The 20294-nt window shown below is 58.6% G+C and carries 17 protein-coding genes and 1 pseudogene; 10 read left to right on the top strand and 8 right to left on the bottom strand.

The features are described from left to right. Positions 1–8 precede the first annotated feature (8 nt). Positions 9–635: a glutathione S-transferase family protein gene (locus KCG44_RS04970; protein ID WP_218444579.1), complete on the top strand. Its 627-nt coding sequence runs from the start codon at positions 9–11 to the stop codon at positions 633–635. Between the two features lie 97 nt (positions 636–732). After that, positions 733–2124, top strand: a complete 1392-nt coding sequence (locus tag KCG44_RS04965) for a pyridoxal phosphate-dependent decarboxylase family protein (RefSeq protein ID WP_218444577.1) — start codon at positions 733–735, stop codon at positions 2122–2124. Positions 2125–2470: 346 nt separating this feature from the next. On the opposite strand, the gene KCG44_RS04960 is transcribed toward KCG44_RS04965, so the two are convergent. After that, positions 2471–2983 carry a hypothetical protein gene (locus KCG44_RS04960; RefSeq protein ID WP_218444576.1) on the bottom strand — a complete coding sequence of 171 codons (513 nt, stop codon included), beginning with the start codon at positions 2981–2983 and terminating at the stop codon, positions 2471–2473. A 141-nt stretch (positions 2984–3124) separates the two neighbouring features. On the opposite strand from KCG44_RS04960, the gene KCG44_RS04955 reads away from it, so the two are divergent. After that, the gene (locus KCG44_RS04955; RefSeq protein WP_218444575.1) at positions 3125–3796 is read left to right on the top strand and encodes a GIY-YIG nuclease family protein; all 672 of its coding nucleotides are present in this window, start codon (positions 3125–3127) and stop codon (positions 3794–3796) included. A 168-nt stretch (positions 3797–3964) separates the two neighbouring features. Here the strand turns inward: KCG44_RS04955 and KCG44_RS04950 are convergent, their stop codons facing one another. Genes KCG44_RS04950 through KCG44_RS04925 form a run of 6 tightly spaced genes read right to left on the bottom strand, consistent with a single transcriptional unit; the run spans position 3965 to position 10200 of the window. Next, positions 3965–4978, bottom strand: coding sequence for a Rieske 2Fe-2S domain-containing protein (locus KCG44_RS04950; RefSeq protein ID WP_218444574.1), 1014 nt, complete (start codon positions 4976–4978; stop codon positions 3965–3967). Beyond that, positions 4978–6129, bottom strand: a complete 1152-nt coding sequence (locus tag KCG44_RS04945; RefSeq protein WP_218444573.1) for an ATP-grasp domain-containing protein — start codon at positions 6127–6129, stop codon at positions 4978–4980. Before KCG44_RS04945 ends, KCG44_RS04950 begins: the two co-directional genes overlap by 1 nt. After that, complete coding sequence (locus KCG44_RS04940) at positions 6122–7300, bottom strand: hypothetical protein (RefSeq protein ID WP_218444571.1); 1179 nt, start codon at positions 7298–7300, stop codon at positions 6122–6124. The genes KCG44_RS04945 and KCG44_RS04940 overlap by 8 nt, the downstream gene beginning before the upstream one ends. Positions 7301–7343: 43 nt before the next feature. After that, positions 7344–8192 carry an MBL fold metallo-hydrolase gene (locus KCG44_RS04935; RefSeq protein ID WP_218444570.1) on the bottom strand — a complete coding sequence of 283 codons (849 nt, stop codon included), beginning with the start codon at positions 8190–8192 and terminating at the stop codon, positions 7344–7346. Beyond that, the gene (locus KCG44_RS04930) at positions 8189–9208 is read right to left on the bottom strand and encodes an NAD-dependent epimerase/dehydratase family protein (protein ID WP_218444569.1); all 1020 of its coding nucleotides are present in this window, start codon (positions 9206–9208) and stop codon (positions 8189–8191) included. Before KCG44_RS04930 ends, KCG44_RS04935 begins: the two co-directional genes overlap by 4 nt. Further along, positions 9205–10200, bottom strand: a complete 996-nt coding sequence (locus KCG44_RS04925) for a 3-oxoacyl-[acyl-carrier-protein] synthase III C-terminal domain-containing protein (RefSeq protein ID WP_218444568.1) — start codon at positions 10198–10200, stop codon at positions 9205–9207. The genes KCG44_RS04930 and KCG44_RS04925 overlap by 4 nt, the downstream gene beginning before the upstream one ends. A gap of 70 nt (positions 10201–10270) precedes the next feature. On the opposite strand from KCG44_RS04925, the gene KCG44_RS04920 reads away from it, so the two are divergent. Further along, positions 10271–10900, top strand: a complete 630-nt coding sequence (locus tag KCG44_RS04920) for a TetR/AcrR family transcriptional regulator (RefSeq protein ID WP_255536303.1) — start codon at positions 10271–10273, stop codon at positions 10898–10900. Positions 10901–11022: 122 nt separating this feature from the next. Here KCG44_RS04920 and KCG44_RS04915 read toward each other — a convergent pair whose 3' ends face one another. Further along, a complete protein-coding gene (locus tag KCG44_RS04915) occupies positions 11023–11733 on the bottom strand; it encodes a hypothetical protein (protein WP_218444567.1) in 711 nt (236 codons plus the stop codon). A gap of 488 nt (positions 11734–12221) precedes the next feature. On the opposite strand from KCG44_RS04915, the pseudogene KCG44_RS04910 reads away from it, so the two are divergent. From KCG44_RS04910 to KCG44_RS04890, 6 genes and pseudogenes are all read left to right on the top strand, one after another. Further along, a pseudogene (locus tag KCG44_RS04910) lies at positions 12222–12617 on the top strand (recombinase family protein); the annotation flags it as partial. Positions 12618–12626: 9 nt separating this feature from the next. Further along, positions 12627–12779, top strand: coding sequence for a helix-turn-helix domain-containing protein (locus KCG44_RS14615; RefSeq protein ID WP_439651413.1), 153 nt, complete (start codon positions 12627–12629; stop codon positions 12777–12779). A gap of 56 nt (positions 12780–12835) precedes the next feature. Then, complete coding sequence (hsdR, locus tag KCG44_RS04905; RefSeq protein WP_218444566.1) at positions 12836–16228, top strand: type I restriction-modification system endonuclease; 3393 nt, start codon at positions 12836–12838, stop codon at positions 16226–16228. A 27-nt stretch (positions 16229–16255) separates the two neighbouring features. Continuing rightward, on the top strand, positions 16256–17725 hold the full coding sequence (locus KCG44_RS04900; RefSeq protein WP_218444564.1) for a class I SAM-dependent DNA methyltransferase: 1470 nt from the start codon (positions 16256–16258) through the stop codon (positions 17723–17725). After that, the gene (locus KCG44_RS04895; protein ID WP_218444563.1) at positions 17722–19173 is read left to right on the top strand and encodes a restriction endonuclease subunit S; all 1452 of its coding nucleotides are present in this window, start codon (positions 17722–17724) and stop codon (positions 19171–19173) included. The genes KCG44_RS04900 and KCG44_RS04895 overlap by 4 nt, the downstream gene beginning before the upstream one ends. Beyond that, positions 19170–20294, top strand: a complete 1125-nt coding sequence (locus KCG44_RS04890; protein ID WP_218444562.1) for an HNH endonuclease — start codon at positions 19170–19172, stop codon at positions 20292–20294. Before KCG44_RS04895 ends, KCG44_RS04890 begins: the two co-directional genes overlap by 4 nt.

Below are 20294 nucleotides of genomic sequence, written 5' to 3'. Positions count from 1 at the left end.
CTGGGCGGATGTCCACATACCAACTGTATTGCTTTGCTGACTCAGGCAACTCCTACAAGGTTGCCCTGTTTCTGGAATGCGCGGGCCTCGACTGGACGGCACATCACATCGACTATTTCGGCGGTGAAACGCATAGCCTCAATTTCCGGGAAACACTCAACTCTCACGGAGAGTGCCCGGTGTTGACGACGGACGGGTGTGTGCTGACGCAATCGGGTGCAATCCTGACCTTTCTGGCAGAAAGAGAAGGGGTTTTTGGATGGCAGGACGATGGCGAACGGTATGAGATTCTGCGGTGGATCCTTTTCGATAACCACAGATTCACTGCGAACATTGCGACCTATCGTTTTGCGACCTATGTGAAGCCCGGCGCGCTGGCACCCGATGCGGTGCATTTCATCAGGACGCGTTTGGAAGCAGCGCTTGCTGTCGTTGAGAAGACGCTTTCAGTAAACGACTATATTGCCGGGACAAGAGCACCGACGATCGCTGACCTCTCAATGTCTGCGTATCTTCTCTACACGCCAGAACAGCATGGGCTGGAGCTCGAGCGTTCCTATCCCTCCATTCATCGCTGGTTAGAAAGAATGCGCGGGATTGATGGCTGGAAGCCTCCGCACGCCCTCATGCCCTAGATGCGCGGCGACCGGAAAATGCTGAAACCGACGATGGCTATGCGTGGCGCTCAGCTGATTGGTTCAGCAAATGGGATTGAAAGAAAGACGAGTGTCTATGACCGATTTCGGTACAGTTCAGGAAGCACAAGCTGACCAGCTATTGAAGAGCGCCTTTGACAGTCTTGCGCAATACCGTCGTTCCTTGGCCGCGCGCCCGGCCTATCCCTCGCCCCTCGATCTCGCCCAACTGGCCGACCTTGATACTAACCTTCCGCGAACTGGCGAGGAACCGGCGGAAGTCCTCCACCAGCTTGCCACCCTCGGCAACAGGACGGCGGTGCCGACGACCGGAGGGCGGTACTTTGGCTTTGTCACGGGCGGTGTACTACCGATCGGGCTGGCCGCGCGAATTCTTGCCGATGGCTGGGATCAGGCTTCCGCACTCCACGTCATGTCCCCTCTTGCTGCTACTCTTGAGGAACTGTGTGAGAGGTGGATTGTGAAGCTTCTGGGCCTGCCAGAGGAAACTCTGGCTGGTTTCGTGACCGGCACCTCGATGGCAACTTTATGCGCTTTTGCCGCGGCGCGACATCATCTGCTCAAGCAATTGGGCTGGAACACCCACGATAAAGGGCTCGCAGGAGCCCCGCCGCTGCGCGTGATTGTCAACGAGAACGCCCATTCCTGCATCTGGAGAGCCTTGCGCCTGCTCGGTTTCGGGGAGAATCAGTTCGAAAAGGTCCGAACCGATTTCCAAGGTCGCATACTCACCGATCAATTGCCCGTGATCGACAATCGCTGTCTGGTCATCCTGCAAGCGGGCGACGTCAACACCGGAAGTTTCGACAACTTCGCGGCGATGAGTAAGATAACATTCCAAACCGGGGCGTGGGTCCATGTCGATGGCGCATTCGGCCTTTGGGCAGCGTGCTCTCCGGCATACAGAAATCTGACTGGGGGCGTGGAGTTTGCGGACAGTTGGGCCTGCGATGCGCACAAAACCCTCAATGCTCCATACGAATGTGGGTTGGTCCTGTGCCGCCACGAAGCCGCGTATCGCGAAGCAATGCACACGGGCGCTTCCTACGCTCCGCTCACACAGCAGCGCGACGGAATGGCGCTTGTGCCGGAAATGTCGCGTCGCGCCCGCGCCATCGAGATCTGGGCCATCCTACGCTCGCTTGGGCGCGACGGTGTGGCTGCACTTGTCGAAAGACTTGCCAAGCGTGCGAACCAGATGGCCGACTTGCTCGTCCAAGCCGGTATCCCGGTCATCAACGATGTGGTGTTCAACCAGGTGTTGGTGCAGTTCGGCGATGACGGCATGACCAATCGCATCCTCGGCAGGATTCAAGCTTCGGGAGAATGTTGGTGCGGCGGTTCGCGGTGGAAGGGCCGATCGGTCATCCGTTTCAGCGTATGCTCTTGGGCGACAACCGAGGACGATATTCGCCGCGCGGCCGCGGCCTTTATCGCGGCAAGAAACGCCGAAGCGGATATTGTTTGACCGACCCAGATTTTCACTAAGAATATGAGGGGGGTCGCTTATCCCCTTGGCCAAACAAGGGCGGAACCAGATAATGGTTTCCGGTTGTCGCCCCTCGTAGTCTTCAATTGGCGAATCAACAGAATCGAAGTGATTGCCAGAAAGCCTGAAATTCAGTTCAGGCGGATACGGTCTGCCGTTTCCTTCCGACCGCCAGCAAGACGGCTCTGGATGTTGACCCAAACGAATGGCAGGTTTGGGGAGAAGTTTAGTTGGCTCGAGCGACCGACATTGGGGCGCAAGGCCGCCACTATCATGCCCTGTGATAGCGCACCGCGGCCTGCGGAAGGATCGGCTGTTTGCGAAATCACTCGCTTAACCTTCCGCCTAAGTCAGGATCGAGAAACCACGACGCACCGAGCTCAAAGTCTGGGCTGGCTGCTGCAATTGGGCCATCAGGCTCATCGCCAATGTATGGCGGGCGAGCGGTTTCTACTTTTCCGCCATGCCGAAGCAGTTCGGCTGACATTTTTACCCTTCCGCTAAGGATATGGAGCAGCCACTCGAGATCCGCGAGCATTTGCACCACTCCGCGGGCAGCGAGCGAGTAATACAGGCACCATTGGAAATCGTCGCAGCGCGTCAAAAGGATGCGTGCCAGCTTCGCTTTGGCACCAGCGCATTCTTCATGATCCGCTTCCAGCGTCTCAAAGAGTTCGAGCGAGGCATAATAGGCATCGAATGGATCAATCCCGATGCAAGCGTTTGCCAGCATACGACGGGTGGGCCGGTTCGCTTCGTCCAGCGCCGCGTCTGTGAGCGTGATGTCGAGATCGAACGCGCCGATGTCGAATGACCCAGGATGGAATGATGCAGGCATCGCTGGCCCCTTTCATCCGCAGAGTATGAAGAAGGGCCCTTCGGAGCAACGTCCAGGTTCGCGCGCACATGAAATTTGGAATTGGCACAGGCAAAGAAAGAGGAGGGGGGAAGGAGCGGCATCGAACAAAGGAGAAGTTCGATGTCCAAAGCCAATTTCGCCAACCGCTGGGAACTGAAGAAGCTGATCGACGCGATCGCAGAGGAAGCGGGATTGCTCGCCGGGCCCGCGGCTTATGTCGTGTACCTGATCTACGATCCGTCGCGCCGCGATCCGCATCGTCAATACCGAGGCCTGCCTCTGTATGTGGGAGAGACATCGGAGCTGGCAAAGCGCTTCAAGAGCCACATGCGGCGCGTGCTCGGCCTCAATGGCACCAATGGCTCGGTGCATGCCGAAATCTACCGCATGGCGCAGGATGGAGCTTTGCCCGGTGTCACAGTCCTCGGAATCAGCAACGCCCGCGCCGAAAGCCTGGAGGTAGAGCTACGTTGGGCGCAGAAGCTGCTGCATCATGGCTATCGACTGTTCAACCGGATGCCGGGACAGGCGAAGGCGGTGAACGAGCATCAGTACCGCCGCAAACAGCGCGACCGGCTATGGCGGATGACATTGGCCGAAGCATATGCTGCCAAAATCTCGATGAGCCTCCATTGCCCGAGTGGTTGTTTCTCGACCAACGTCGATATTCGCCACTATACCGGAGGCGATTTTCCGTACCGCCGCCTCTCCGTACTGAAGCGAAAGCTGAAACCGTGCGGCGCCTGCGGAAAACGGCTGTCGGCGTCATTCGAAGAGCGACCCGCGGCATGAGGTCGCCAAACGTGCGCATCTACGAGGAAAATTAACGCCCGCTTCGCCGCCACGGAAGGCCAATTTCTGACATTCGGCTTCCGACCCAATTCGGAAACTGGCAAAGCTGAGAGCCAGTCGTAACCTGGGCTCCTATACCCCACGGAAATAATGTCTGCTCAGCACCAATCACAGTTCGGCTTTGACAATCTCCTCTTCGCTAGGTTCCAGCCTATGCCCCTGCCACAATTGATGCAAACGCAGGTCCAAGATATCGCCGGGCCCGGAGGTAAACCGCGGATGGCCGAAATGGGTCATCACTTCATGCTGGCGGGCGAGCGCGTCGCGGTCTTGCTTTACAACAGGGGCCAGAAACAGCCGTATCGCCGCTTGCTTGAGCCAGCCAGGCGCAAGTCCCTTGGGCGTTGAGAAGCGCGCAAAGGGCGTGAAGGTGCCGTCGGTTGCGGGCGTGAAAATCGCAGTCACGCACAGGGTGAGCTTGGTCTCACCCTCCCAGCGCGCCTGCACGATCGTCGGCGCGTGATAGCGTGAAATACTTCGGCTGCGATCTTTCTCAAGAAAGCGCGACATCAGACCCAGATCAGGCTGCGTCTGCTCAATCGTCATCGCAATTCCATCATCGAAATGGGTCACAATCAGGTTCACCGGCAGACGTTTATCGCGCCTCCGGATAAAGCCGTGATGTAAGTGATTGGTGTGGAACGGGTCCATCACATTTTCAATCGCATCAAAGGCGCGCCCCTCCCAGGTGCCCTGCTGCCACCAAAAGTGATCGAGATCAGGGTTGCCGAAGTCCGGCGGGAGGTCGGGCCGTTCGGGAGCCTCTTCGGACAGCGCCAAAAAGATCGCCCCATGCGCCTCGTAGACGCGAACCGTTTCCGCGCGAAGCTTCGCGTCAGACCGGGTCTCAGTCATACACCCCGGCACCGCCTCGCACGCGCCGTCCACGCCGAAGCGCCAGCCGTGATACGGGCATTCGAGCGCGCCTTCATGTACGCGGCCTTCGGAGAGCGGATAGTTGCGATGCGGACAGCGGTCGACCAGCGCGCCAAGTCCGGCCTCACTACGGAACAGAGCGATGGGCGTGTTGCAGAGCGAGACTTTGCGCACGCCGCCACGCTTCACATCGCGCGATAGGGCCACCATGTGCCAAGCGTCAGTTACGGCTTTGGGAAATGCCATCAGGCGAACTCCTCACCGTTCCATTCAATATCATAGGTCGTCGCTGCGTTGGTCGACATGCCGTGCTTGAAGCCTGTGAGCGCAAAAAGCCCCGCATCTATCAATGCACCCAATATTGGCTTGCGGTCACTAGAGCGCGAGAGGACATCGCGGCCTTTCTGCCAAGTCTCGCGCCATTCGCAGAGGCGCCCATTGGCAAAGGCTTGCGGCAGACCGAACAGGACCATAGCTAGGCCGAGATAACAGGTCTCAGGAGGCGTTTCCGGGGTTGGCTCGCCCAAACCAATAGAGCGTGCCAATTGTCCGTCGCCCACCAGCAAATGCACGCCGCTTGTAGCTCTGGGATTGCACTCAAGCAGGTTCGGCCTGCCGCTCTCATCGAAGATTACGTCGAAGCCAAATTGACCATGCAACGCGCCGCGCTCTATGAGCGTCTTCGCAACTTCGAGAAGCTGCTCATGGCGCGCTTCATCGAGTGGCTCAAAGACGAAACTAGCACCGCCATTCAGCCGCCAGCGGGAAGAGTAGCTAGAACACGCGACCAACTCGCCGTTATGAGCAACCGCGTGCACACAAGCCTCCTCACCGCGCACATATTTCTGAGCCATCCAGCCCTGCGGATTGACTAACTCAAGCGCCCTCGCCTCAGGCGCCACCAAAGTCTGCTCACCAAAGCGACTCATGCGCGGTTTAAATACCCAGTCGCGACTATTGGTAGCAAAGCGCTCCAAGTCTTCGGCGCTATCAATTACGTGGCTCTCGGGTGAAGTTAGGCCCCATTCCGCTGCAGCTTGCGCAAATTGCAGCTTGTCATGAAGCTTGGCCAGCATCCCAACGTCAGGCGCGAACAGGCGATCGCCAATAGCCTCTGTCAGTGCGGGCGCGGCCAAGTGGAACACCTCTTCGCAAGTGGGCACAATTAGGTCGATATGATGGGCGTCGACCAGCCGCTCTATGCACGCTTGGAACGCGGTTCCTTCTTGGCGCGGAGCAGGATACAGGTGATGTGTAGCAGGCACGGACGACCAACGCGCCATGCGCACAGGCACGCTATCGGCCAGATGCACATCCCATCCCGCAGTCGTAAAATCGCGCGCCATATCGAGCGCCGCAGCCGCGCGCGCTCCGGTGATGAGCACAGCTTTACCCATCCGCCCACATCACTTTGCGCCGCTTCGGCCCGGTCCATTTTTCGAGATTCTGCACGACGGTTGGGTCGAGACCAACGAGTTTTGATAGCGCCTCGCCTGCTCGTTCAGCTAAATTCGTTTCGTCATCAGGAGCAACCTGCAATGTCACTTTGCGGGAGTCCGCAATTGCCTGCCACGGCACCGCCCCACCAAGCTCAGCCTCAACCGCCTCTACAATTTGCCTAGGCGTGAGAACGCGGCCACTGATATGCCACAGATCGCTCACCCTACCTTGAGGCGGCAGAATGGCGCGCCCACCAAAGCCACAGAAACAAGGACGTTCATCAAGCTCGATAAAGTCGTCTGAGCGCAGCCGCACAATCGGCTGGCTCTTGCGGCGAAGATCCGTGATGATCGGGCGGAAGCCTTTCGTGCCCGGCACTGGCTCCAGCTCAAATTCAATGGCGTATTCGTTGAGATGCAAGCGCCCATGCTCGCAGTCTGCAGCCAGAAAGCCCTCGGTCGCCTGATAAATGGAGCGCGGCCTCATGCAGAAGGCTTGCTTAATGACATCCCTCTCGCACTGGCTAATCGGCTCACTGCCACAAAAGAGATAGCGCAAATCGGGTAGGTGCAGTCCGACTTTGGCAAGGTCCAGAAGCCTATGAGGCGGGGCAATCAGGATAGTGGGTGAGAAGGTTTGGAGTTGCTCGGCCACATCCTCAATATCGTGCACAAGCGGGATATGTTTAAACGCAAAGCGCCCACCTTTCACATCGCTGTAGAGCGAATTACTCGCCCTCAAATGGAGCGCCAGACGTTGTTTTTTCAGGAGCGCAGGTGCCGGAAGCAACCGCGCCAAGCTCTGCCCGACATAATCCGCACGCTCTGCACTATCAGCGAGAAACAAGCCGCGATTGTCGCCGCTTGTTCCCGTTGACCAGCCCGCGCTGAGTTCTTTTTCGGCCAGTTCACCAGCTTCTGCAGCATTAGCCAGACGACGAAGCTCCGCATCGCTTTTTCCATGGGAGTTCCACGCCCCGTAGTCAGCGCGTAGATCGCTTGGCTCAACGATCGGAAAGCGCGCAAGCGGCTCGCCATAATGCGAGGCGAGCGCAGGTGTGAGCGCAATCCAGGGCTGCAATTGCGACCAAAAACGTGCGCGGTGCTGTGCCAGTCTCTCAGCAGACATGCGCAATGCCTGGCGCGTTCGCCACCATGAGGCCAAGATTAGTTCAGGTCTCATCATCACCTCGGAAAGCGCGCGCATTTTGGGCGCAATGTGAGGGTAGGATCGCCAGCTCACCATTATTGACCGATGCGGCGTGAAGCAGATCAAGCGTCTCGCGGTAGGAGCGCGTATCGCCCAGCAAAGCGGTCGTGATACGCGGCGGAGGGCGGCGCTCTTTGATCGCTTTGCCCGACCACACGGCGTCGGCAGCGAGTAGCACGGCCTGACCGGCCTCGGTCGTAAGAGCAAGACCCCAATGGCCCGCGCAATGCCCCGGCAATTCAACCGCAAGCAGGCTGCCATCGCCCAGAATATCGCGGCCACTGTCAAACGGGGCAAATGCACCGGGCAGAGGACGCTCAGGCGCATCCTCAAAGAAATGTGCGCTCGCATCCACATTCTCCGGCACCAACCCGCCAAGAAGCCCCTGCCGCACACGGCCAAAGCGGCCCGGCTTACGCAAAGCGATCAGCCCCGCCTTTGCGCAATAGATCGGCTTTTCCGCCAGGTGCCGCATGCCAGCAACGTGGTCGCCGTGGAAATGCGAGACTATGGTGCCCGCAATCTGCGTTTCGTCGATATCGTGCATCTTGAGCCAGGTCTGCCACTCAAGGTCGGCGCCGAGCTCAACCGGAGTCGTCCAGCGATAAAAGCGCTCGGGGAACGGGTCAGTCGCTTCCTCGAAAGCAGAATCATAGCCGGTGTCGAACAGGAAAAACCCGCGCGTTGGGTGCTTAATCACCCCAACGAGAGCCGGGAAATCGACTGCACAAACGCTGCCGCCTGAAAGCGTTATGACCTCAGGATGGCGAGTGGAGCCACGTTCCAACCAGCGGAATCCTACTCGGGTCATGCTGGTTCTCCCATGCCTGCCATTTGATGCGCCTGTTCGAGCAAGGTCGCCAGCCCATCATAGCGCGGGGCGTAATCGAGCAGGCGCTTGGCAGGGGCTAGGTCGAAGCTTTGCGAATAGGCCAAAGTCGCTAGCGTATAGCGAGTGAGAAGCGGCTCCGCTTCACGCCCTGTAAGCTTTGCGAGCCCCTCCAACGACGCGGCCAAAACCCGCAAAAGCGGCATCCGGGGCGTCACAAAACGCGGGGATTTACCAAGTGCCTGAGCCAGCTGCTGAGCGACCTCTTTCACAGCGCGCGGATTGCCGCCAGAAATATTGATCGCGCGGCCCTTCAAATCGTCTGCACGTTCCTCCGCCTCGCAAATCGCCCAAGCTGCATCGCGCAGATCTGTTAGCTCAATCAGAGCCTTTCCGTCGCGCGGCATGGGGATCTTTTCACGCGCGGCCAACTCAACAAGCTTGGGAAGGATCACCCTGTCGCCCTCCCCCACGAGCGCACGTGGACGGATAACGGAGCAAGCAAGCGCGTCATCGCGAGACGCAAGCACCAGGCGCTCCGCGGCACGCTTGGATTGCGCATAATAGTTGAGCGGAGGATCGACGGGCAAATCACTCTCACCAATGCCGACACGGTCCTCGAAGCTCGCAAAGATTGACGGCGAGGAGATGAAGACAAAACGCTTTATGCTACGCTTCGCGGCCGCATTCAAAAGACGCCGCGTCACATCGACATTCGCACTCTCAAACGCCTCACGCCCACCCCAGCTTGCGGACAAAGCAGCCGCGTGGATGACGCTGTCGTAGCCTCGAAGCAGCGCGGTCAGGTCGTGTTCCTCTTCAAGGTCGAAGGCGAGAAACTCCGCGCCTAAGGCTTCAAGCGCTTGGCCAGGCTCCAACTGCCGACCAACGGCACGCACTTCATGCCCGCGAGCAATCAGTTCACGCGCGCAAGCGAAACCAAGCCCGCCCGTTGCGCCGGTTAGTAGGATACGCCGCCCTTTGAACTGCGCGCTCATATGCGCACCACCATCGCGGTCGCGCTGATCCCTGCGGCCGTGCCGAGCAGCATGATAGTATCACCCGGCTTCGCTGCACCCGTTTCAAGCGCGTGAGCCAGCACCGTCGGGATAGACGCCGCAATCTGGTTGCCGTGATCGGCAAAAATATTGACCACCCTCTCATCACGAGGGCCAAACAAACGCTTGACGTGCTCTACGCCCGGCGCGCTCGCTTGATGGCAGATGATGCAGTCGAGATCGTCCTTTGTAATATTCGCGCCGCTGAGCGCCTGCTCGATCACGCCCGGTAGAGCTTTGGCAGCCGCTTTAAAAATGCCGAACGCGTCCATCTCAAAATACGAGCCTTCCACCAAAGCTTCGTACCCCTCGCTAACGCGCAGCTTGGTTCCGCCTGAGCGCAATTGAGCCAGATTATTATGCGCACCCATCGTCACACTTGATTGGCTTAGCAGCCCGCTTGTGCCTTGCTCATCTGCTTCAATCACGATTGCAGCAGCTCCATCGCCGAAGATGGAACGCGTCTTAGGATCGTCCGGATTGAGGCCAACAGTTGCGATGTCGCTGGCATACACCAGAGCCCGCTTCCAACGGCCTATAGCCAACCCCATGGCCGCCACGTCGAAGGCAGCCACAAAGGAAAGGCAGGTCTGATTGACGTCGAAACAGGGGATGCCTGATGCGCCAAGGCCGAGCTTGTCTTGCACCAGCGCTGATGTCGATGGGATCGGCTGTTCCATTACGCCGCAACCGCCGATAATGACGTCCAACGATTTGCCTTCCCAGCCCGCATTAGCCAGCGCCACCTTCGCCGCTTTTGCAGCCATAGTTGATGTAGTCTCAGCATCACCTGCTACATGGCGCGAAGCGATGCCAAACTCGCCTTCCGTCCATCCTGCCGCGCAGCCATGGACATCGTCCATTTCACGCGAAGTCAGCGCATTACGCGGTTTGTACGCGCCAGCGCCTGCAATCCTGAATCGGCTTAACACGAGTGTTCCTCCAGTTGATTCGCTAACACAGTCTCACATAATTAGACGCTGTTCAATTAAAAAATAGACAATGTTCAATTTCTGCGTTATTAAGCATGACATGGGAAGACGATCTGACCACACCGCTTCTGAGCTGCGCGCTTTGCTAATCAATCGCGGGCACGAACTGATGGCGGAGAAGGGTTTTGCGAAGTTTTCTGGTCGCGAAGCTGCACGGCGCGCAGGCTACTCCGTAGGCACGATCTACAATGTGTTTGGCGGGCTTGATGGCTATCTGATTGCGATCAACAGTCAGACATTCCGCTTGTGGTCCGCTTGGTTGGAGGCCGCGTTAGCGAAGGCAACCAACGATCCTGCTTCGCGCATTGAAGCATTAGTGCGAGCCTATTTTGAGTTCGCAGAAACCAACCGCAATACCTGGATGGCGATCTACGATCACCGTATTGACCGGTCGATAGAAATCCCACCCGAGGACACACTTGCTCGCGAGGCGCTTACCGGAATTGTCGACCGCGAAGTCAGCTTAACACTGGGCTTCGGAGATAGCGGCGAAGGACGCCGCCTTGTCCGATCTTTGATCGCAACGGTGCATGGTCATTGCTCTTTATGGCTCACCGGCAGCTACGCGTTGATGCAAGAGGAAGATCCTGCTGATCAGGCGCTCGCACGTGTGCTGGAGATATTGGCTTCCCATGCATAGGCCTGGCCACCAAACGATCCTCCAAGAAAGACTGCTCGCGTTACTTTGTCCGCTCTCACCCAATCCTAGACGCAACCAAATAGGCGCGTGCCACCCAAGAGCGGTCATTACGTGAAGGGTCGTCACAAGCCGTACGTGCAGACGCCATGTCCGGGCGGAAAAAGACGCTCCTTGCGTGACCAGAATATCGCTTCTCCATTTGGCGCGCGTCGGTTTGTTGGGACTGCCACTTCCGCCATTGGCCCTCGAACGTCGATTACAGTGCCGCAATTGGTCTCGTAACCAATCGCCAAATTGGCTTGGAATTCCTCCGCCTCCTGCCGCGCTGCGAGCATGCGCGCCTCGGAATCGGCATCCCACCGCTCTTCAACTGATGAGAGAACCGTTGCATCAGTGGCTGTAGGCCAGCGATCCGCACGAAACAGGTAGATTGCAGTGGTGTTCCGAAGCCCGCCGAGCAATCCCCCGATCAGCTGGCTTCCGGCGTCGCCGCTGCGGTGGATTTCGGAGTTGTCTTTCACGAGTGACACGAAGCCAGCGATCGGTTCCCCATCACTGCCATCACAGATCGCAACCTCACCTCGCCATTGGTGGCGCATGCCAGTTGGCTGAACAAGGTGAGCGATCACCCGTTCGCCAGAGGAGACCGTGCGCGCATCATCGGCAGCGGGAACACTGCCACCCCGCGTTCGACAGCTTTGTTCGAATGATCGCAAGCTGCGCTGGGTGACAGCCATCGGATCGGAGCTTCCGCGCTCCCTGAAGAAGCGCGCGCCAGCGATTTCATCGGCTTTCTCCCGTAGCGGTCGGGCAATTAGTGAGTCATCACTCACACGGTCGACGTTCTCGCTGCCACCAACGGCTCCCAGAAGTCATTCCATTGGTGGTTGACCTGAGCGGATACCGGGATTGGCAGGATCAACGCTGCTGAAATCAAGATTGCGAAATTCTTTGCGGCCCTCATCCGGTCCCCTCCCATCTGATCAAGAGGCGGACCCGAGCCGGGTGTTAGTAACCCTGCGTCATCACAAGGCGCCGCCACCTTTAGGCGGACCCTGGACATACGCGACGGCCACCCGGCCGAAACTGGTTCGACCGGCCGTGACGGTTTGAGGTTACTAAGCCTCACCCGCGGGACTGACCGACGGGCAATGACCCAGATAAGGAATTGATTGGATTTGGGGAAGCCCCTGCCACGGATTACGTGCTGTCGCGAAAATCCTAAGTTCTGCGACAGAGACCGAATGCTTTGTGGCTGCTCGGAAGCTCTTGTCGCAAAAGTCGGTTGCAAAACGAAAGGGTTTCGCACCATATCTGCGACATGCTGATTGGATATGCCCGCGTGTCTACGGACGATCAGGACCTACGGCAGCAGCGAACCGAGCTGCGTGAAGCTGGATGCGGACGTGTGTTTGAGGAAAAGCAGTCCGGCGCAAAGCGCGACCGACCGGAGCTCTCGCGATTAATGGAGCATCTGCGCGCAGAAGACGTGCTGGTGGTCACCCGCCTTGACCGGCTTGCCCGTTCGACACGCGACCTGCTCGATATCGCTTAGCAGCTTACTGACGTGGAAGCTGGCCTAAGATCGCTGGCTGAGCCTTGGGCCGACACGACATCGCCAGCTGGACGAATGGTATTGACCGTGTTCGCCGGCATCGCTGAATTTGAGCGCGAGCTGATCCGCGAGCGCACATCTTCGGGCGGGGAGGCGGCGAAGAAACGGGGCGTGAAATTTGGTCGACCATCCAAGCTAAGCGCCGAGCAGATCAACTTGGGCAAGCGACTGATCGACACGGGACAGTCTGTACGCGAGGTTGCCAGAGTGCTCAACTGCCACCACGCGACACTCTATCGCAATCTCAAAAACAAACATGTGTAGTTGTGAACATGTACACATCATGTTGAGCAAACGATTCTGAATGGTAAGAACAAGTTATGTCACCGGGGCAAGGCAACTTTGGATTTCTGCAATCGCACAGCCCCCAGCTGGCGAAACTGGGGGTTCTTGCTGAGCGCTACTTCCATGATGATCCACCGGGGGCGCTTGGGAAACTGAGGCTCTTCGGTGAGTTTCTGGCGAAAGAGATTGCTGCGCAGCACGCACTTCTGCCCGCCGGACAGCCAAGTTTCGATGACATCCTGCGCGCTTTGAAATCGCGCGGCGTGATCCCACGAGATGTTGCCGACTACTTCTACCATTTGAAGCGTACGGGGAATGAGGCTCTACACGAGAATACAGGTACGGCCGGTGAAGCTTTGCATGGCCTGAAGATCGCCCGTGCGCTGGGCGTCTGGTTTCATAATTCCTACGCGGGCAATCCCGGATTCAAGGCTGGTCCATTTGTGCCGCCCGTGCCGCCATCGGATGCCACCGACCGACTGCGCGAGGAGATTGCCGAGCTTAAGAAGGCAGTCCGACAAAGCTCGGATGCAGAAGCAAAAGCACGCCTCGCCGCACAGCAGGCTGACGAGGAAAAGGCGAACCTTGCGGCTTCGGTTGAGGAAGAAGCGGAGCAGCGCGCGTTTTGGGAGCAATATGCTGCTGAAACTGAAGAGGCACTACAGGCAGCAACTAGAGAACTGGCAGAGACGCAGGCGAAGGCACTATCGACACCACCACAGCAGCTGGAATTACTTGCCCGTCTGGGCTCTGAGCAGGCGCAAGAAATCGAGATCGACGAAGCGACTACGCGGGTTCTGATTGACGATCAGCTGCGCGCGGCAGGATGGGAAGTCGATAGCGCCGTTATGCGCCACGCCGCGGGTGTTTGTCCCGCTTATGGCAAGGCGATGGCCATTGCCGAATGGCCGACCGCGAGCGGCCCAGTAGATTATGCCTTGTTCATTGATGGCCTTTGTGTCGGTGTCATCGAAGCGAAGCGCCAGTTCAAGGATGTTCCTGGCCGCATCGGTCAGGCCAAGCGTTACGCCAAGGGTATCGAGCTCACGCCGGACGAGCTGCCGACTGGCGGACCGTGGCGAGATGCCGACGATCGTTTTCGCGTACCTTTCCTATTCGTCACGAATGGACGTCCTTACGTCAAACAGCTTGCGACAAAATCCGGCACCTGGTTTTGGGATGCCCGTTCGGGGTCACCTCCCCGGGCGCTGGCCGACTGGTTTTCCCCCCGAGATCTTTCGGAAAAGCTGGAGCAGGAACTCGGCGAAGACCTTGAGAAGGTCGCAGAACGAGAGATTGGTGTGACTGGCCTGCGCCCATATCAGCAGGACGCTTTGGAGGCAGTGCGTGATGCAGTGGGGCGCGGGCAGGATCACATCCTAATTGCTATGGCAACCGGCACTGGCAAGACGCGGCTTGCTATTGCTCTGATGTATGAGTTGCTGCGGTCGAAGCGATTCCGCCGCATCCTGTTCCTGGTCGATCGAAATGCGCTTGGGCGGCAGACGCTCGATGCGATGAGCGCGACCGACACCAACGGCTTCCTCAAGTTCGACCAGGTTTTTCCGGTCGCTGATCTGGCGCGCAAATTCCCGGAAGCGACTGATCGGGTTCAGGTGGCAACTGTGCAGGCGATGATCCGGCGCGTGTTCGATGATCCGGATGCCGAACGCCCGACGCCTGGCACCTATGACCTCATCATCGTCGATGAGGCGCATCGCGGTTACACGCTCGATGCCGAGTTGCGCGAGGACGATCTCGGCTTCCGCAACCTCGATGATTACCTGTCGGCCTATCGCCGCGTGCTCGACTATTTCGACGCGACAAAGATTGCCCTCACGGCCACACCTGCGTTGCATACACGTGAGATATTTGGCCCGGCGGTATTCCGTTATGGCTACCGGCAGGCGGTCATCGACGGATATTTGATCGACCACCGGCCGCCGCGCCGCATCACGACCGCGCTCAGCCAGGCGGGCATCCACTTCGATCAAGGCGAAGAGGTCAACATCGTTGATCCCCGCACCGGTCAAGTCGATCTGTTCGATCTGGAGGACCAGGTCGATTTCGAGGTCGGTGAGTTCAACAAGAAGGTCTACACGCCTGCCTTCAACCGTGCTGTAGCCGATGCCATTGCACTGGAATGTCCGCCAGATCAGCCGGGCAAGACCCTGATCTTCGCCGCGCGCGATGACCATGCCGATACTCTTGTCGAGCAGCTCACTGCCGCTCTGACGGAGGAGTACGGTCCACAGCCGCATGACATTGTCGACAAGATTACTGGCTCGGTCGACAAGCCGCTCGACCGGATCAAAGCGTTCAAGAACGATCCGCGTCCCAAATACGTCGTCACGGTGGACCTGCTCACGACCGGCATCGACGTGCCAGCGATCACAAATCTGGTCTTCGTTCGCCGGGTCAACAGCCGCATTCTCTATGATCAGATGATCGGGCGCGCCACGCGGCGATGTGACGATATCGGCAAGGAATACTTCCGCATTTTCGACGCGGTCGACATCTACGCCAATTTGCAGGAAGTCACCGATATGCGGCCGGTGGTGGTCGATCCCGGGCTGACCTTCGGCAAGCTGGTGGCTGATCTCGAGAACGCGCCGACTGACGAGGACCGCGCCTTTGTCCGTGACCAGATCGTGGTCAAGCTGCGCCAGCGACAAAAGCTGATCCAGGGCGAACGGCGCGAGGTGCTGGAAAGCGTGTTGGGTCCACTCGCCGACCTGCCCGACAGGCTGAAGGATGCGCCACCTGGAGAGACTGCGGCGCTGTTCCGCCAACACCCCGATCTTGCCCGAGTGCTCGACATGCCGCTGCAGAAAAGCAAGCGTGACAGCGGCATCTTCATTTCCGAACACGATGACGAGCTGACCGAAGTAACCGACAACTTTGGCGAGAAAGCCAGCCCGGTCGACTACATCGAGAGCTTCGAAGCCTACGTCCGCGCCAACATGAACGCGGTGCCTGCCATGATCGCAGCCACCCAGCGCCCGCGCGAACTGACCCGCAAGGAGCTGAAGGAGCTCGCCATCCTGCTTGATCAGCAGGGGTTCTCCGAAGCGAACCTGCGCCGCGCCTATGGCAGCACCCGCAATGCCGATATCGCCGCGCATATCATCGGCTTCGTCCGTCAGGCGGCGCTCGGCGACCCGCTGGTCCCTTATGAGACCCGCGTCGAAAACGGCGTGCAGGCGATCCTCAACTCCCGCCAGTGGACCACGAAACAGCGCCAATGGCTCACCCGCATTGGCCGCGCGCTCAAGGCGCAGCCGGTCAGCGATCCCGAGCTCCTCACAGATGGCGCTTTTGCACAGGCGGGCGGTTTCGATGCAGTCGACCGCGAGTTCGACAATCGGCTAGGCGAGTTGCTCAAAGACCTCAATGCGGCCATCTGGGATGGTCCTCAGGCCGCTTAAGGTGCGCCTTACAATGAAAGATATGAAATGAACCCGAGCCAGGATCTGGTAAACAAGCTGTGGCGCGAATGCGCGGTGCTGCGCAAGGACGGCGTCACTTATATGCAGTACGTCACCGAGCTGACCTATCTGCTGTTCCTCAAGATGTGTTCGGAGCAGAACGATGAAAGCCGCATCCCCGAACAATATCGCTGGGGCGCGCTCAAAGCCGCGCCCGAGACCGAGGTGCTGCAACGCTACAAACAGCTCCTGATCGACCTTGGCGATGGCAGCAAGATAGCGGACCGCTCCATCGTCGCCATCTTCCAGAACGCGGCCACCGTGATCCGGACGCCAGCAAACCTGCGCAAGCTCATCGACACGATAGACGGGCTCCACTGGTTCAGCGAGGAGCGCGATGCGTTCGGCGATGCCTATGAAGGCCTGCTGCAGAAGATGGCCGAAGAAACCAAGCGCGGCGCTGGGCAGTATTTCACCCCTCGCGTACTGATCGCTGTGATGACGCAGCTGATGCAGCCTGCGCCCGGCGAGGTAATTCAGGATCCTGCCGCTGGCACTGGCGGCTTCCTCATCTCCGCCAACCAGTACATGAAGAAACGCAGCGACGATTATTTCGAGCTGAGTCCCAAGCAACAGGCGTTCCAGCTGCAACAGGCGCTGCGCGGGGTCGAGAATGTGCCCGATACCTTCCGCCTGCTGCAGATGAACCTGCACCTGCATTCGGTCGATCCGAACTTTCTCGACCTGACCGACACGCTCAGCCCAGGCGGCCAGCGCGATGTTTTCAAACAGGCGGACCTCATCCTTTCCAATCCGCCCTTCGGCCCCGCAGGCGGTCCGCCGACGCGCGATGACCTGTCGATTGCGGACCGGGTTTCCAATTATCAGCTGCCCTTTGTGGAGCACATCATCCGCGCCCTGCGGCTTGGCGGGCGGGCGGCGGTGATCGTGCCCGATAACGTGCTGTTCGATGACAATACGGGCAAGCGGCTTCGCCAGCGGCTGATGAACTGGTGCAACCTCCACACCATATTGCGCCTGCCGACCGGTATCTTCTACGCGCAAGGGGTAAAGACCAACGTCCTGTTCTTCACCCGCAGCACCGACGAAGCGCCTACAGAGGATGCAACCAAGGCGGTGTGGATTTACGACATGCGCACCGGCGCGCCTGCCTATGGCAAGACCAACCCGATCCGCGAGCGCGACTTTGCCGATTTCGTGACAGCATTTGGCGACGATCCGCTGGGCGCGGCGAAGCGGAAAGACGAGGGCGAAGAGGGCCGCTGGCGCTGCTTCACCCGCGAGGAGATCGCGGCGCGCGGCGACAATCTCGATATCACCTGGCTGAAAGACACCAGCGACGATCCCGAGGACGGTCTGGATACGCCGTGGGAGTTTGCCGATGCGATTGAAGGGCATCTGTCATCAGCACTGGAGGAGATCCGCGCGCTGATGGAGGACCTGGGCGAGCCGGAACCGGCAGAGGTCGAGGCGTGAGCTTGCCGGAGGGGTGGACTGAAGCAACACTTAGGGAGGTCACTCACCCTATAGAAACGGATGATCCAACCAAACGACCACAAGATACGTTCCATTACGTCAACATCGGTTCAATCGACAACACCTGCTTTCAGATTACCGACCCGAAAGAGATCATTGGAAGGGACGCGCCTTCAAGAGCACGACGGAAAATCAAAACCAATGATGTGCTTTTTTCTACTGTCCGCCCTTATCTGAAGAACATCGCGCAGGTTCCCGACCACCTCGACGGAGAGTTTACATCAACCGGGATCTGCATCCTTCGGGCCAACGAGGCGGTCGAGTCAGGATACCTTCTTCGCAGAGTGATCTCTCCGGATTTCATCGACCAAATGACCCAGGCCTCTGATGGCACGATGTATCCAGCAATCGCTGACAAGGACGTATTCGGTGGCGGCATCGCCATCCCCCCACTGGCCGAGCAGCGCCGCATCGTCGCCAAGCTGGACGCGCTGACCGCCCGCCTAACCCGCGCCCGCAAGGAACTCGACCGCGTGCCGCTCTTGGCGGAGCGGATGCGGCAAGCAGCCGTGAAAGACGCATTTGCCGGAGCTCTCACAACCAAGTGGCGCGAACATAATCCGGGACATTCCGCTGCTTCCTTGGACGATACCGCCGAAGCATATATCAGTGTGGCCGGAGTGAAGCGCAGAAAGCCTACGGCAGGAATCGACTGGAAACCCGAGATCGAATTACCGGAAGGCTGGCGCTGGGCGTCAGTCGATGAACTGATCGCTGCGGCACAATACGGCTCATCCTCCAAGACATCTCATGATGACAGCGGTGTTCCGGTCCTCCGCATGGGGAACATCCAGCGTGGAGAGCTGGACTGGACCAATCTGAAGTTCCTTCCCTCCGATCATTCCGAGTTTCCGGGCCTTTTCTTGGATGAAGACGACGTGCTCTTCAACCGAACCAATAGCTTCGAATTGGTAGGGAAAAGCGCGGTTTTCCGGGGCCGCGAGAGGCCTGCGTCATACGCTTCATACCTCATCCGCTTGAAGTGCAGTGCAATCTTGCCCGATCTGTTGGCGCGCTACATTAATTCTCCATATGGTCGTGCGTGGATCGACAAGGTGGCCAGTCAGCAGGTCGGACAGGCCAATGTGAACGGCACGAAACTCAAGGCTTTGGGAATTCCGCTTGCGCCCGCTGAGGAGCAAGAAGAAATCCTTCGGATAGTTGATAACGCCTTCGCGAGAGCCGACCGCCTCGAAGTCGAGGCTGCCAAGGCCCGCGCGCTGCTCGACCGGATGGAAGCCGCCATCCTCGCCCGCGCCTTTCGCGGCGAACTGGTCCCGCAAGACCCCGCCGACGAACCCGCCGGCATCCTCCTCGACCGCATCCGAGCCGAACGCGCCGCCGCGCCAAAACCCAAACGCGGACGGCGGAAAAAGGCTGACGCATGAGCAACAAGTCCTCCGCAATCGTGCTGCTTACGCCGGTGCCAAGTCAACATTTGGAGTCCGGACTGGCCAAGAGTCGTGAGACAGGTTTGGTGGTTTTCGGAACAGACGCGACGATGGTGTTGGCCGAATTCGCCGCCAGCGTCGACGATAGCTCACCGGCTGACATCTTCTTCTATGCCTCGGAAGGGTCTGCTGCGGGTCGCCCTGCCGTCACGTTTCGTGGGAAATTTTCAGGTTTTCGAGGTGCGAGAGCTGGGAGGGCGGATAAGGAGTGGAACCAGTACCGACCGGATAGCACCGCAGCGGACGGGCGTTGGGGCGGCTTTTACGCCGTCAGCCAATTGCGCAGGCTCGATCAATCGATAGCCATAAGCCAATTCTCAAAGCTCGAGTCGGGCCGAAATCTCTCGCGAACTTTCGTACCGCGCGGCCCCACCATTGTTTCGGCCCCGGAACTCAACATGGCTACCGTGCTCAGTATCGCCCTCTTCCAAGCGGCACTGTCGGAAGCAGAGACTATGACCTTGGCGGAACTGCGAAAAGCGTCGGGCGCCGGCAAATCGCGAAGCTATTTTGTTCGAAATGGAACGTACTTGTACCCTCTTAAAGCGATCGCGCGTCTCGCATACCTGCGCGGCGGGCTCGTTTGGGATAAGCCACAATCCGCTGCACTCGCCCGACAGTTTCGAAATGACTTCGAGATTGAGCACATTACCGAAAGTGCTGAGCAGGTGCGACTTGAGCGCCAGCGTGAAACCATCGAACGGATGGCTCGGCCCAATCAGGTGAAGTTCCGCAAGGAATTGTTGGACCTGTATGGCGGATCCTGCGCGATTACAGGGTGTTCGGCGCTCGACGCAATTGATGCCGCACATATCATCTGTGTTGGCGATGATGGCGATGATAACGTGGCCAATGGCATTATTCTTCGTGCTGATCTGCACCGGTTATTCGACCGGAACCTCATGGCGATCGATCCGGCGTCGATGGAGGTCCGGTTCGCGTCCAGTTGCCGGGCTCATTACAGCGATATCGACAGCACCAAGGTTGAACTTCCAGATCGCGGACCGCAGCCGGAACAATTTGAAGAGCGCTGGACCAATTTTGAGGGAAATTCGTAG

Source organism: Pacificimonas pallii (assembly GCF_019204005.1).
Taxonomy (GTDB): domain Bacteria; phylum Pseudomonadota; class Alphaproteobacteria; order Sphingomonadales; family Sphingomonadaceae; genus Pacificimonas; species Pacificimonas pallii.
The sequence above is the reverse complement of the archived record's forward strand: the minus strand, read 5'-3'. Positions and strand labels throughout refer to the sequence as shown.